Source organism: Sphingomicrobium aestuariivivum (genome assembly GCF_024721585.1).
GTDB classification, from domain to species: Bacteria; Pseudomonadota; Alphaproteobacteria; order Sphingomonadales; family Sphingomonadaceae; genus Sphingomicrobium; species Sphingomicrobium aestuariivivum.
Genome location: NZ_CP102629.1, coordinates 1186158 through 1198965, shown reverse-complemented (window position 1 = coordinate 1198965; position 12808 = coordinate 1186158). Strand labels below are relative to the sequence as shown.

At 67.0% G+C, this 12808-nt stretch carries 13 protein-coding genes; 6 read left to right on the top strand and 7 right to left on the bottom strand.

Annotated features, from left to right (window positions below):
• The first annotated feature begins 7 nt into the window (after positions 1–7).
• The gene (locus tag NUW81_RS06295; protein WP_260508483.1) at positions 8–1273 is read left to right on the top strand and encodes a cystathionine gamma-synthase family protein; all 1266 of its coding nucleotides are present in this window, start codon (positions 8–10) and stop codon (positions 1271–1273) included.
• A 132-nt stretch (positions 1274–1405) separates the two neighbouring features.
• Here the strand turns inward: NUW81_RS06295 and NUW81_RS06290 are convergent, their stop codons facing one another.
• Both NUW81_RS06290 and NUW81_RS06285 read right to left on the bottom strand, forming a co-directional pair.
• Positions 1406–2074 (bottom strand): HAD family hydrolase, encoded by a 669-nt coding sequence (locus NUW81_RS06290; RefSeq protein WP_245111582.1) that lies wholly within the window; start codon positions 2072–2074, stop codon positions 1406–1408.
• Positions 2071–3246: a CDP-alcohol phosphatidyltransferase family protein gene (locus tag NUW81_RS06285; protein WP_245111579.1), complete on the bottom strand. Its 1176-nt coding sequence runs from the start codon at positions 3244–3246 to the stop codon at positions 2071–2073. The genes NUW81_RS06290 and NUW81_RS06285 overlap by 4 nt, the downstream gene beginning before the upstream one ends.
• A gap of 106 nt (positions 3247–3352) precedes the next feature.
• On the opposite strand from NUW81_RS06285, the gene NUW81_RS06280 reads away from it, so the two are divergent.
• The 4 genes from NUW81_RS06280 to NUW81_RS06265 are packed head-to-tail and all read left to right on the top strand — an operon-like array spanning position 3353 to position 6785.
• Positions 3353–4453 carry an MlaE family lipid ABC transporter permease subunit gene (locus tag NUW81_RS06280; protein WP_245111577.1) on the top strand — a complete coding sequence of 367 codons (1101 nt, stop codon included), beginning with the start codon at positions 3353–3355 and terminating at the stop codon, positions 4451–4453.
• A complete protein-coding gene (locus NUW81_RS06275; protein ID WP_245113708.1) occupies positions 4453–5244 on the top strand; it encodes an ABC transporter ATP-binding protein in 792 nt (263 codons plus the stop codon). Before NUW81_RS06280 ends, NUW81_RS06275 begins: the two co-directional genes overlap by 1 nt.
• A gap of 9 nt (positions 5245–5253) precedes the next feature.
• Positions 5254–6207 (top strand): MlaD family protein, encoded by a 954-nt coding sequence (locus NUW81_RS06270; protein WP_245111574.1) that lies wholly within the window; start codon positions 5254–5256, stop codon positions 6205–6207.
• Complete coding sequence (locus NUW81_RS06265; protein WP_245111571.1) at positions 6204–6785, top strand: ABC-type transport auxiliary lipoprotein family protein; 582 nt, start codon at positions 6204–6206, stop codon at positions 6783–6785. The genes NUW81_RS06270 and NUW81_RS06265 overlap by 4 nt, the downstream gene beginning before the upstream one ends.
• Positions 6786–6801: 16 nt before the next feature.
• Here the strand turns inward: NUW81_RS06265 and pepN are convergent, their stop codons facing one another.
• The 3 genes from pepN to NUW81_RS06250 are packed head-to-tail and all read right to left on the bottom strand — an operon-like array spanning position 6802 to position 11368.
• Positions 6802–9411 carry an aminopeptidase N gene (gene pepN, locus NUW81_RS06260; RefSeq protein ID WP_376741940.1) on the bottom strand — a complete coding sequence of 870 codons (2610 nt, stop codon included), beginning with the start codon at positions 9409–9411 and terminating at the stop codon, positions 6802–6804.
• A gap of 23 nt (positions 9412–9434) precedes the next feature.
• Positions 9435–10370: a DMT family transporter gene (locus NUW81_RS06255; RefSeq protein ID WP_245111569.1), complete on the bottom strand. Its 936-nt coding sequence runs from the start codon at positions 10368–10370 to the stop codon at positions 9435–9437.
• Positions 10367–11368 (bottom strand): threonine aldolase family protein, encoded by a 1002-nt coding sequence (locus NUW81_RS06250; RefSeq protein WP_245111568.1) that lies wholly within the window; start codon positions 11366–11368, stop codon positions 10367–10369. Before NUW81_RS06250 ends, NUW81_RS06255 begins: the two co-directional genes overlap by 4 nt.
• Positions 11369–11555: 187 nt before the next feature.
• On the opposite strand from NUW81_RS06250, the gene NUW81_RS06245 reads away from it, so the two are divergent.
• Positions 11556–12059 (top strand): thermonuclease family protein, encoded by a 504-nt coding sequence (locus NUW81_RS06245; protein ID WP_245111567.1) that lies wholly within the window; start codon positions 11556–11558, stop codon positions 12057–12059.
• Here NUW81_RS06245 and NUW81_RS06240 read toward each other — a convergent pair.
• Complete coding sequence (locus NUW81_RS06240; RefSeq protein WP_245111566.1) at positions 12056–12214, bottom strand: hypothetical protein; 159 nt, start codon at positions 12212–12214, stop codon at positions 12056–12058. The genes NUW81_RS06245 and NUW81_RS06240 overlap by 4 nt on opposite strands.
• A 77-nt stretch (positions 12215–12291) precedes the next feature.
• Positions 12292–12804 carry a DsrE family protein gene (locus NUW81_RS06235; protein ID WP_245111565.1) on the bottom strand — a complete coding sequence of 171 codons (513 nt, stop codon included), beginning with the start codon at positions 12802–12804 and terminating at the stop codon, positions 12292–12294.
• Positions 12805–12808: the final 4 nt, after the last annotated feature.

Here is a 12808-nt window from a genome sequence, read left to right as displayed (position 1 = left end):
AGTTCCCGTGACCAACGAGACCAAGATCGGCAACCACCAGATCGACCCCCATTCGCTGATGATGGGCTTCGGCTACGACCCGCAATTGTCGGAAGGCAGCCTCAAGCCGCCGATCTTCAACACCTCGACCTTCGTCTTCGAGAAGGCGCAGGACGGGAAGGACCTGTTCGCCTACCTGACCGGCCAGAGCGACCGCGTCGCCAAGGGCCTTGTCTATTCGCGCTTCAACAACCCCAATCAGGAAATCCTCGAGGATCGCCTCGCCTTGTGGGAAGATTCGGAAGACGCGCTCGTCTTCTCCTCGGGCATGACCGCCATCGGCAACCTCATCCTTGCCTTCGCGCGCCCGGGTGACGTCATCCTCATGTCGGGCCCGCTCTACGCGGCGTCCGAGGGCATCATCATGAAGATCATGCCGCAGTTCGGCGTGAGCTATGTCGACTTCCCCGCCTCGGCCACCCGCGCTGAGATCGAGGCGAAGATGGAAGAAGCCAAGGCCAAGGCCGAGGCCAATGGCGGCAAGGTGTCGCTCATCTATCTCGAAAGCCCCGCCAACCCGACCAACGCGCTGGTCGACGTCGAGGCGGTCGCCGCCGCGCGCGACGCGATGCTGCCCGACGCGCCCATCGCGATGGACAACACCTTCCTCGGCCCCGTCTTCGCCAAGCCGCAGCACCATGGCGCCGACATGAGCGTCTACAGCCTGACCAAATATGTCGGCGGCCATTCGGACCTCATCGCCGGCGGTCTCACCGGCAAGAAGAAGCTGCTCGACCAGGTGCGCGGTATCCGCAACACGATGGGCGGCATCTGCGATGCCAACACCGCCTGGATGCTGCTGCGCAGCCTCGAGACGGTCGAACTGCGCATGACCCGCGCCGCCGAGAACGCCAAGGCCGTCTGCGACTTCCTCAAGGACCATCCCAAGGTCGAGCGCATCGCCTATCTCGGCCACCTCGCCGAGGGCAGCCGCCAGAAGGACATCTTCGACCGCCACGAACTGGGCGCGGGTTCGACCTTCTCGCTCTACCTCAAGGGCGGCGAGAAGGAGGCCTTTGCCTTCCTCGATGCATTGAAGCTCGCCAAGCTGGCGGTCAGCCTCGGCGGCACCGAGACGCTCGCCTCGGCCCCGGCTGCCATGACCCATCTGTCGGTTCCTGCCGAGCGCCGCAAGGAGCTCGACATCTCGGACAATCTCGTCCGCATCTCGATCGGTATCGAGAAGGCCGACGACCTCATCGCCGACTTCGAGAATGCGCTGAAGTCGGTCTGATCCCCGAGCACAAGGCGAGCGACGCGCAAGCGTCGTCCGCCTTGTGTCGTAGACAGGATCAACCGCGGACGGCCTGCGCGCCCGCGGCGCGACAGGACCGACGGGGTCGGGCCGCCCCGACCCCTCTTGGCGCTATCCCCAATCTTCCACTGAATAGCCCCGCACGCTGGCGATGCGGATGAGCTCGTCGTCGGGATTCACCGCGACCGCCTCGTCCGACCATTCGAAGGCGAAGGCGTCGCTATTGTGGTCCGAATAGAAGCGGACATGGGCGCGCGTCAGCCCCGCCTTGTCGAGCCACTCCTCGATCATCGTCAGCTTGGCCGCGCCATAGCAGTTGTAGCCGTCGATCTTGGCGTGGATGAGGTCGTCGACCCCGCCCACCGTGCCGGTGCCGATGACATGGTCGAAGCCCAGCGCTTCGCCGATCGCGGCGGCGTAGAAGCGGTAGCTGGCGGTCGCCATGACGACCATCCGCCCTTCGGCCTTGTCGCGCTCGATCGCCTTCACCGCGCCGGGGCGCAGGTTGTTTTCGAGCGTCTTCTTCGCAAAGGTCGCGATATGCGGCTCGAGCGCCCGCTCGCTTACCGCCTTTCCGATGAGCAGCCGGTGGTTGATTTCCTTCAGCCGCGCGCGGTCGACCATCTTGAGGCCGTAAGCCACCAGCGACAGCCCGACGACGGGCAGCAGCGCGAGCCGCCACGGTGCCCGCTCGAGCGCGACATGCAGGAGGAAGGGCGTGTAGGTAGGACGGCGCGTGACCGTCTTGTCCATGTCGTAGATTGCCAGGTCGGTCGTCATGCGCCCTCGTCACTTTCATCGGCCACCGGAAGCAGCCAGCTCTTCACTTTCTCGCCGCGCAGCGCGGCACTTTTCGCTGCCGCCAGCCGCGATCCGAGGATCATCGCCGTCACCAGGCTCCAGAAGGCGACCCACTGGATGCCCCATTCGGGTTTCAGGAGCAGCGCCGACACAGCGAGCAGGAGGATGTTGATGTTCCGCCGCGCCGCGACCGCGTGGAAGCGGCTGTCGAACGGCTTCCACAGGTGCATGGCAAAGCCGTGGGCGCGGGCGAACAGGATCTCGCTCCCGCGGATCGCGCCATAAGCGGTGACGATCGTGACGAGGAGCAGGAGCGCATAGACGGGCTCCAATGCCTGTTCGCCGCGCTCGAGCCCGCGCATCCAGCCGATATACCAGAGCGGCGGGTGGAGAAGGTCGAGCAGCCCGTCGAGGCGCCGGCCCCACAGGTTGGAGGTGCCGGTGATCTTGGCGAGCTTGCCGTCGATGGTGTCGGCCAGCGCGAACAGGGCGGCGGCGACGAGGCCGATCCCGAACCAGCCCAACCAGAAGAAGGCAAAGGCGGCGAGCGCGAACAAGGCCGCGATCCATGTGACGCGATTGGCGGTGAGCCCCGCGCGGGCGGCGGCCCGCGTCGCGGCAAAGCCGATCGGCTTCAACAGCGTCAGGCTGACGGCGTCGGAGACACGCGGGGTCGCTGCGCCATAGAGCGCGCGCTCGATCGCATTCACGTCGGCCTCCTCGTCGAGGCGGGCGATGAAGGGGCGGTGGCGCTGGTCGATCGCCTCGAGGTCGACATCCTCGGCATGGACGAGGGTGAGGACGGTCGGCGTGGCATCGCCCTTGCCGATGAGCCGCTGCGCCTCGATGCGCTCGCCCGGGCGGCTGGCATGTGCGAGCACGGCGACGCCCTCGTAGCACAGGACCGTGCCGGGGCGGGCGATGAGATAGTCGAGCCAGCCGGGGCTGACGGCATGGCCCGCGTCCTGGATCATGACGGGGCGGGCGCCATCCTCGCGCAGCGCATCCTCGCCGGCGGCCTCCAGCCCCATCATCGCTGCGACGCGATAGGCACGCATCCGCGGGGCCAGCCCGAAGGGGCTGATGGCCCCGTCGCCCAGCGGCACGAACAGCATCGGCCGTTCGCTGGCCTCAGGAAAAATCCCGCTCATGGCTCCCTGCTAGACGGCCTTGTCGCCCCGCGCCAAGCCTTTTGCCGCGGGAAAGGCGCTTCTCGCCGCTTGCGGGGCGCGGCGCTTTGCCCCATCTGTGGAGCCGATGGGGGACCCCGCAACCAGTAGCGCCCATGGTGAGGCGGCACGGCTCGAGCCGACGGGCGCGTTGACGATCGCGCGTGTCGGCGGGCTCGAACGCGACATCGCCGCCGCGCCCGACCCGCTGGTCATCGACCTGTCCGGCGTCGAGAGCATGGACACGGTCGGCGCCTGGCTCCTCTACCGCACGGCCAAGCATCGCAAGGCCGAGCTGGTGGGTGCCAGCCCCGAGCAGCGCGAACTGCTGAAGCAGGTCGCCGAGGCCGATCACGAGATGCAGGTGCGGCCCGATACGCCGCCCGGTCCGCTCGCCTTCCTCGAGGAACTGGGGCTGTGGGCGCACGACTTCTGGAAGACCTTCCTCGGCATGCTCGGCTTCTTCGGCGCCACGCTGATCGGTTTCGCCAGCGTCATCCGCCGTCCCAGGCGCTTCCGTCTCAACGCGGTGGTGCAGCGCTTCGACCTCGTCGGCGTGCGTGCATTGGGCATCATCGGCCTGATGAGCTTCCTCATCGGCATCGTCGTCGGCCAGCAGGGCGCGGTCCAGCTCGCCCAGTTCGGTGCCGAGGTGTTCACCATCAACCTCATCGGCCGCATCACCGTGCGCGAACTGGGCACGCTGATGACCGCGATCATGGTCGCGGGCCGCTCGGGCTCGGCTTTCGCCGCCCAGCTCGGCACCATGAAGATCACCGAGGAAATCGACGCCATGCGCACCATCGGCGTCTCGCCGGTCGAGGCGCTGGTCATCCCGCGCATGCTGGCGGCGGTCATCATGATGCCGCTCCTGTCCTTCTTCTCGATGATCATGAGCCTGATCGGCGGCGGGCTGTTCTGCTGGCTCGTCCTCGAGATCCCGCCATTGACCTTCATCCAGCGGCTGCAGGAAGTGGTGCCCATCACCGACCTGTGGGTCGGCCTCATCAAGGCGCCCGTCTTCGGGTTCCTCATCGCGCTCGCGGGCTGCTACCAGGGCATGCAGGTGAAGGGGAATTCGGAAGAGGTCGGCCTTCGCACCACCGCGGCGGTCGTCCAGTCGATCTTCCTCGTCATCGTGCTCGATGCCGTCTTCGCCGTCTTCTTTTCCAAGATCGGGTGGATCTGATGATCAAGGTGCCGCCGCAGTGCGATCCGATCATCGAGGTCAGGGGCCTCAGGAACCAGTTTGGCGACCAGGTCGTCCATTCGGAACTCGACCTAACCGTCTGCCGCGGCGAGATCCTCGGGGTGGTCGGCGGCTCGGGCTCGGGCAAGTCGGTGCTGATGCGCTCGATCATCGGCCTCCAGCAGCCCGCCGCCGGTTCGGTCCGCGTGCTCGGCGAGGAAATGCTCGACCGCGACGAGGACGAGGCCAAGAACATCCGCCGTCGCTGGGGCATCCTGTTCCAGAACGGCGCGCTCTTCTCGACCCTCACCGTGGCCGAGAACGTCCAGGTGCCGATCCGCGAATATTTCCCCTTCATCCGCCGCCCGCTGATCGACGAGATCGCAGGCTACAAGATCGCGCTGGCGGGGCTGGGGCCGGAAGCCGGGCCCAAATATCCGAGCGAGCTGTCGGGCGGCATGAGGAAGCGCGCCGCGCTGGCCCGTGCGCTGGCGCTTGATCCCGAGCTTCTCTTCCTCGACGAGCCCACCGCGGGGCTCGACCCCATCGGCGCGGCCAAGTTCGACGAACTCATCCTGTCCTTGAAGAAAAAGCTCGATTTGACCGTGTTCCTGATCACGCATGACCTCGACACGCTCTACCATATCTGCGACCGCGTCGCGGTGATCGCGGAGAAGAAGGTGATCGCGGTGGGTACCATCCCGGAACTCACCGCGCTGGACCATCCCTGGATCCAGGAGTATTTCCAGGGGCCACGCGGGCGTGCTGCCGCGCATGTTGTCGAGGGGTAAGAGGGGGAAATGGAAACAAGATCGAACCATATCCTCGTCGGCGCGGTAGTGCTCGCGCTCCTCGCGGGCCTGCTCGTCTTCACCGTGTGGATCGCGGGCCTCTCGGGCTCGGCGAAGAAGTGTTACGACATCTACTTCCCGGGCGGCGTGGGCGGGCTCAACCGCGGCTCCAACGTCTCCTTCTCGGGCGTGCCGGTGGGCGAGGTGCAGGGCATCAGCCTGTTGCCGCAACGCCCCGAATTCGTCTGGGTCCGGATCAGCGTGGATGCCGACACCCCCGTCCTCCAGGGCACCGAGGCGACCATCTCGGGCGTCGGCTTCACCGGCGTCTCCGAAATCCAGCTGTCGGGCGCGCAGACCGGCGCCCCGCCGGTCACCGACGTCGGCCCGCAGGGCTGCCCCGTCATCCGCTCCTCGGCCAGCGTCCTCGACAGCGTGCTGAACAGCGCGCCCGAACTCATCGACCGCATCCAGCGCCTGACCGAGCGCATGGCGGAGCTCCTGTCGGACGAGAACCAGAATTCCATTTCGGACATCCTCGAGAATATCGAGAAGACCACCGACACGCTGGCCGCGCGCGCGCCCGACCTCGCCGATGCCATCGCGCAGGCGAGCGTGGCCGCCGAACGCGCCGGTGTCGCCGCCGAGAAATGGGGCGCGGTGGCCGAGACCACCGATGTCATCCTCAAGGAAAATGCCGGCCCCGCCATGGCCGAGCTGCAGGAAGCCATCTCGGCGATGAAGGACGCGACTGTCACGCTCGACGCGGCGGTCGACGATGCCCGCCCGGGCCTCCAGCAATTCTCCAATTCCACCATGCCCGAGGCCGACCGCCTCGTGCGCGACCTGCGCACCCTGACGCAGAGCCTCGAGCGCTTCTCGACCCGTCTCGACAGCGACGGCATCGGCGGCGCGCTGGGGCCGAAGAAACTGCCCGATTACGAACCCGGAGACGGCCGATGATCCGCGCTTTCACGATTGCCGCGATGACGCTCGCGCTCGCCTCGTGCGGGCTGCCCAAGCTGGGCGGCGAGGATCCGCCCGCCTCGCTCACCACGCTCGCCTCGAGCGCGCCCGAACCGGCCACGACCGTGCGCCGCGACCGCGCCGTCACCTTCGCGGTGCCGCTGACGCCCGAGGCGCTCGCCACCACCCGCGTCGCCGCCTTCCGCGGCGGTACGGCGGTCGCCTATATCCAGGACCTGCTGCTGGTCGACAGTCCCGATAACCTGTTCCAGCAGCTCGTGTCCGAGACCGTCTACCGCTCGACCGACCTGCTCGTCGTCGACCCGCGCCAGCAAGACCAGGTGCCGGCGCTCAAGGTCACCGGCACGCTCTATCGTTTCGGCTTCGATGCCGACACGAACGAAGTGGTGGTGGGCTATGAAGCGCTGTGGGCCGACGGTGACCGCGTCGCCAGCCGCCGTTTCGAGGCACGCGAACCCGCGCTCGGCTATTCGACCGACGTTGCGCCGGCCTTGAACCGCGCAGCGAACCGGGTGGCGAGCGACGTCGCCACCTGGATCACCACCGGAAATTAAAGGCGCTTACTAGCCGCTAGCCGAGGCTCTTCGACACCTGTTCGAAGACGTCCTTCGACAGCCCTTCCGTCTCCACGACCTTCTTCAACGCCGCGCGCATCTGCTCGGCGCGCTTCGCTTCGAACCGCTTCCACCGGCCGAGCGGCGGCACGAGGCGCGCCGCGACCTGCGGGTTGAGCTTGTCGGCGGCGATGATCATGTCCGCGAGCATTTCGTAACCGCGCCCCGAGGCATGATGGAAGACCCACTGGTTGGCGGTGAAATTGCCCATCAGCGAGCGCAGCCGGTTGGGGTTCTTCAGCGTGAAGTCGGGATGCTCCGACAGCCGCGCCACTTCCTCGAGCGTGCCCTCGCGCTCGGCCCGCGCCTGAAGCCCGAACCATTTGTCGAGGACGAGATTGTTGTCCTTGTAGCGGGCGTAGAAATCGCCCAGCGCTTCGACCCGCTGCGGCTGGTCGAGATTGGCGAGCACCGCCATCGCGCCCTGCCGCTCGGTCATGCCGGTGGCGCTGTCATATTGTGCCTTGGCGGCCTTCGCCCCCGCTGTCGCATCGCCCGAGGCGAGATAGCCGAGCGCGATGTTCCTGAGCGCGCGGCGCCCCTTGGCCTCGACCGACAGGTCATCGCCCGCGGGTCGCTCGCCCTCGAGGATCTTCTCGAACTGCGGCGCCAGCGCCTTGCCGATGGCGTTCGACAGGCCGCGCCGGACCTCGTGCACCTTGTCGGGGTCGATGAGGTCGAGCCGCTCGCCGATCATGCTCTCCGACGGCAGCAGGACCGCTTCGGCCTTGAAAGCGGTGTCGAGCGCGGGGTCCCCGAGCGTCGCCTCGATCGCCGCGATGACGGGGGAAGGGTCGACCGGCGCATCCTGCTCGATCGCGGGGATCATCGCGCGCAAGGCCAGCTCCTGCAGCGCCTCGTAGCGCGCGAAGGCATTGCCGTCGACGCGGGCGAGCGCGGCCAGTTCCTCGTCGGTGCGGTCCGACTTTAGGACGATCGGCGCGGAGAAATCGCGGTTGATCGACAGGATCGGGCAGGCATCGCCCACCGCCTCATAGCTGATGCTCTGCTCGGGCCCGGTGAGCATGACGAGCTGTTCGCCGCCCGCCACCTCGGCGCCGTTCTGCGGGTCGAGCAGCGCGAGCTTCAGGGGAATGGCCATCGGCGCCTTGTCCGTCTGGCCCGGCGTGTCAGGCACTTCCTGCGCGAGCTTGAGGGTGCAGCGCCCCGCGGCCTCGTCATGGTCGAGATGTGCGCTCACCCGCGGCGTGCCCGCCTGGCTGTACCACAGGCGGAACTGGGCGAGGTCGACCCCGCTGGCATCCTCCATCGCGCGGACGAAATCCTCGCAGGTCGCCGCCTCGCCGTCATGGCGCTCGAAATAGAGGTCCGAGCCCGCGCGGAATTTGTCGGGGCCGAGGATGGTGCGCATCATGCGGATGAGCTCGGCGCCCTTATTGTAGACGGTGGCGGTGTAGAAGTTCGAGATCTCGATATAGCTTTCGGGCCGCACCGGATGGGCGAGCGGGCCATTGTCCTCGGGGAACTGGATGGCGCGCAGCAGCCGCACGTCCTCGATGCGCTTGACCGCTTCGGAGTTCATGTCCTGCGAAAAACACTGGTCGCGGAAGACGGTGAAACCCTCCTTCAGCGAGAGCTGGAACCAGTCGCGGCAGGTGACGCGATTGCCCGACCAGTTGTGGAAATATTCGTGCGCCACGACGCCCGCGATATTGTCGAAATCGAAATCGGTCGCGGTCTCGGCATCGGCGAGGATGTAGCGCGAGTTGAAGATGTTGAGCCCCTTGTTCTCCATCGCGCCGAAGTTGAAATCGTCGACGGCGACGATGTTGAACAGGTCGAGGTCATATTCGCGCCCGTAGGTCTCCTCGTCCCACTTCATGCTGTCCTTCAGGGCCTGCATGGCATGGGCGGTGAGCGGCAGGTCCTTCTCGCGCACCCAGATGTTGAGGTCGACCTTGCGCCCGCTCATCGTGGTGAAGCTGTCCGAGTTCGCCGACAGGTCGCCAGCGACCATCGCGAAGAGATAGCTGGGCTTGGGGAAGGGGTCTTCCCAGCGCGCCCAGTGGCGCCCGTCCTCGCCTTGCCCTTCCGCGACCTTGTTGCCGTTGGCCAAGAGGATGGGGAAGGCCGCCTCGTCGGCATGCATGGTGACCGAATAGGTCGACAGCACGTCGGGGCGATCGGGGTGGAAGGTGATGCGGCGGAAGCCCTCGCTCTCGCACTGGGTGCAGAGCAGGCCGCCCGAGGCGTAGAGCCCCATCAGCTGGGTATTGGCGCTGGGATCGAATTCGACGGTAGTGACGATCTCGTGGCGCTCGCCCGACAGCTCGATGACGAGATCATCGCCATCCAATGTCCAGCGTGCATCCTGCCCGTCGACCTGCACGGTAAGCGGCTTCAACCCGTCGCCCGCGAGCCGGAGCGGCCCGCCGCTGTTCTTCTCGACATCGAGAGTGGCGCGCACCCGTGCCGTTTCGGGCGACAGGTCCATGTCGAGATCGACATGGCGGACCCACCATGCGGGCGGCTGATAGTCCTTCGCATAGATGGCGGCATGGTCGGGCGCAGGCGGCGCCTCGGGGTTCATGCGTGCATCGGCCATGTCGAAAACTCCATTTCTAAATCTCACCCCGCGTCGGGGTTGGTCACTTTCATCGGGCGCTGGCGCGACCAGAGCGCGAGGACGAGGCCGAGAAAGGCCACCCCCGCCCCGGCAAGGCTCAGGCTTGTCCAGCGAAAACCCTCGAACAGGGTCGAGAGTGCCATGGCGACGATCGGCACCATGGCGGAGGAATAGGCCGCCTTGCCCGGTCCGATGCGGCGCACCACCGGATAATAAAGCGAGAAGCAGACGACCGAAGCGGCAATGGCGAGCCACAACAGCCCCGCCCAATAGCCCCATCGCCACTCCACCGTGGGCGCGCCGTGCAGGGCATAGGCGATGATCCCATCGGCCACCGCGCCGATCGCCATCGCCCAGGCGAGGAGCGAGAAGAGCGGGAAGCGCTTCACGCTGTCGCGCGCCTGGTAGACGTTGCTGACCGCTGCCGCGAGCAGGGCGAAGATCGTCCAGCCGACCCCGATCATCAGGGCGGTGAGCGTGAGGTCGGGCCGCTCGCGCAGCTCGTGGAGGAAAAGGAGACCAATGCCCGCGGTCGCCACCAGCGTGGCGAGGATGAAGCGGGCGTTGGGACGCTGGCCGAGCCACCACCAGCCGAGCAGCGCATTGGGCAGCATCAGCAGCGCGAAGACGGTCGCGACCAGCCCCGAGGTGATGTGATGCTCGGCGGCATAGACGCCGTTGAAGTTGAAGCAGAACTGGCTCAGCCCGACGATGGCTGCGGCGCCGAGGAACCCCGGGGTGGGCTTCAGGCTCTCGCCCTTCCAGCGCGCGACCAGCGCCATGCCGGCCGCCGCGATGATGAAGCGGTAGGTCACCGACCATGGCGCGGGCACGACGCCGAGCTGGTCCTTGATGACGATCCAGGTCGAGCCCCAGATCAGCGTGAAGATGACGAAGGGCAGCGCGACCTGCCGGAGGCCGTCGGTGGGCAGGCTCATAGGGCGGCGATCGCCTCGGCGAAGGACCGGACCGCGTCCATGTCCTGGTCCCAGCTGGTGACGAAGCGCACTTCGCCTGCCGCCCAGTCGTAGAAGTCGAAACCCTCGTCCCGCAGGCTGGCGGCTTCCTTCGGCGTCATCTTCACGAACAACTCATTGGCCTCGACCGGATAGACGAGGCGATCGCCGCAGGCCTCGGCGAGGATGCTCGCCGCCTTGTTGGCATTGCTCGCATTGGCGACCCATGTCTCGCCCTCGAGCATGGCGAGGATCTGCGCGGCGGCGAAGCGGCCCTTCGAGTGCAGGTGGCCCGAGCGCTTCTTCATCACCTTGATGTCATTGGCGAGGTCGCGGTCGAACAGGATCAGCGCCTCCGCGTTCATGCCGCCATTCTTGATGAAGCCGAAGGAGAGCGCATCGACACCCGCCTTCCACGTCAACTCGGCGGGCGAGCGGCCGGTCGAGACGACCGCATTGGCAAAGCGCGCGCCGTCGACATGGAAACGGAGGCCATGCTCCTTGGCCTTGGCACCCAGTGCCTCCATCTCGGCGCGGCCGTAGGCGAGGCCATATTCGGTGGCATTGGTGACCGACAGGCAGGCGGGCTGGACCTGGTGGACGTCCTTGCGGATCGCGGCCAGCGCGGCATCGACAGCCTCGGGGTCGACCTTGGCGCCGGGGCCGTCGAGAAGGTGCAGCTTGGCGCCATGGGTGAAGAAGCCAGGCGCGCCCGCCTCGTCCTGCTCGATATGCGCCATGCGGTGGCACAGCACCGATCCCCACGGCGGGCAGAGGGCGGCGAGCGCGAGGCAGTTGGCAGCCGTGCCGGTCGACACCCAGATGGCCGCGACCTCGGTCTCGAACAGGTCGGAGAAGGCTGCGTCCATCTTCTGCGACCACTCATCGCCGTCATAGGCGGTGTCGAGCCGGTTGGCGGCGACGAGGGCCTCCATCACGGGCTGGCAGGCGGGGGCGGCATTGTCCGAGAAGAAGCGCATGCCGCTGGCATGGCGAGGCGCGCGGTCGGCGTCAATCGGGCCCGGGGGAGAGGGCAAAAAAATGGGGCCGGATCGCTTGGCGACCCAGCCCCGAGATCATAGGGAACATCATGAAGAAAGCCGTCGCTTTCAACTTCTTGTTCTACCCTAATATGGTTAACGATTCCTGTATTTCGAGGCGAAACGATTGAAATTTCATCATCGGAAAAGGGCGGGTCGTCGTTTTCGCTGGCTGGCGGGACTGAAGCGGCCGCTGGTGCTGCTCGCGATCCTGATGCTGGTCGCCTTTTTCCGCGACCCGGCCCGGGTCATTCGCGAGGAGGAAAAGGTGCTGACCATGTCGGGCCGGTTCCCGCTGTGCGAGGTCTCGGGGGCGGACACCGCCTGCATCTCGGATGGCGACAGCATCCGGCTGGCGGGCGGCGCGCCGCTCCGGGTCGTCGGCTTCGACACGGCGGAGATCGGGCGGCCGCAATGCGAGGCAGAGCGGGCGCTGGCGATTTCCGCGAGGGCCGAATTGCAGCGCTGGGTCAATCGCGGGCCGTTCGAGATCCACTATGTCGAGGAACGGGACCGATACGGACGGCGGCTGGGGCGGCTGGAGCGCGATGGCGAGGATGTCGCCGACCATTTGATCCGGCGCGGGCTGGCGCGGCCCTATCGCGGCGGGCAGCGACAGGGCTGGTGCTAGGCGACGGCGCGGGCGGCGCGGACGAAGGGGCTTTCCTCGGCATCGGCGAAGCGCACCGGCGCGTCATCGTCATTGGCACGGCGCTCGCGCACGGCGCGGGTCACGACGAAGGCGAGGCTACCGGCGAGGATGCTGGCGGCGGCGGTGGTCTTCACGGTTGCTACTCCCTTCTCTCTCTTACTGACTCGCCTGTTAGCACCGATTGCCTGAATCCCCGCCGAACGAAGATGGTTCAGAAAGGGTTGATGCTATAGCCCTCGCGCTGGAGCAGGGCGTGGGCGGTCATCGCCGACAGCGCCATCTCGACGCCCGGCAGGAGATCGGCGGTCGCGACATCCTGCGCCGCCGCCGACTGGCCGCAGACGATGATGCGGGTGCCCGCCGCCAGCAGTGCCTCCACGAGCTCGCGGTTGGGGTTGGCGGCGTGGGCGTGTTTGGCCTCGAAGCGGGCATCCGAGACGACCGAGAAGACCGCGGCGCCGTGGATGACGACGGCGGGGCGGATGTTGCCGGGGTCCACGCCCGCGGCGGCATGCATGTTGATGAAGCGCGCCGCGCTTTGCAGCGTTCGATTGTGATGATCCTCGGTGAGCCCGGCGCTGTCGAAGGCGTGGGCGAGCGTCACATCCGTTGGCATCGGCGACGTCAGCTCGACCGGCGCGTGGGGGCCGTGACCGGTGATGACGGGACCGGTGGGCCAGTCGGCCGGCTGGGCGGCGATCAGCGCGAGCGTGAGGATCATCATCGTC

What these genes read in the sequence shown, in the direction of transcription:
- NUW81_RS06290 (WP_245111582.1), bottom strand. Translation starts at nt 2,074, where the DNA reads ATGACGACCGACCTGGCAATCTACGACATGGACAAGACGGTCACGCGC.
- NUW81_RS06285 (WP_245111579.1), bottom strand. Translation starts at nt 3,246, where the DNA reads ATGAGCGGGATTTTTCCTGAGGCCAGCGAACGGCCGATGCTGTTCGTG.
- NUW81_RS06280 (WP_245111577.1), top strand. Translation starts at nt 3,353, where the DNA reads ATGGGGGACCCCGCAACCAGTAGCGCCCATGGTGAGGCGGCACGGCTC.
- NUW81_RS06275 (WP_245113708.1), top strand. Translation starts at nt 4,453, where the DNA reads ATGATCAAGGTGCCGCCGCAGTGCGATCCGATCATCGAGGTCAGGGGC.
- NUW81_RS06270 (WP_245111574.1), top strand. Translation starts at nt 5,254, where the DNA reads ATGGAAACAAGATCGAACCATATCCTCGTCGGCGCGGTAGTGCTCGCG.
- NUW81_RS06265 (WP_245111571.1), top strand. Translation starts at nt 6,204, where the DNA reads ATGATCCGCGCTTTCACGATTGCCGCGATGACGCTCGCGCTCGCCTCG.
- pepN (WP_376741940.1), bottom strand. Translation starts at nt 9,411, where the DNA reads ATGGCCGATGCACGCATGAACCCCGAGGCGCCGCCTGCGCCCGACCAT.
- NUW81_RS06255 (WP_245111569.1), bottom strand. Translation starts at nt 10,370, where the DNA reads ATGAGCCTGCCCACCGACGGCCTCCGGCAGGTCGCGCTGCCCTTCGTC.
- NUW81_RS06250 (WP_245111568.1), bottom strand. Translation starts at nt 11,368, where the DNA reads ATGCGCTTCTTCTCGGACAATGCCGCCCCCGCCTGCCAGCCCGTGATG.
- NUW81_RS06235 (WP_245111565.1), bottom strand. Translation starts at nt 12,804, where the DNA reads ATGATGATCCTCACGCTCGCGCTGATCGCCGCCCAGCCGGCCGACTGG.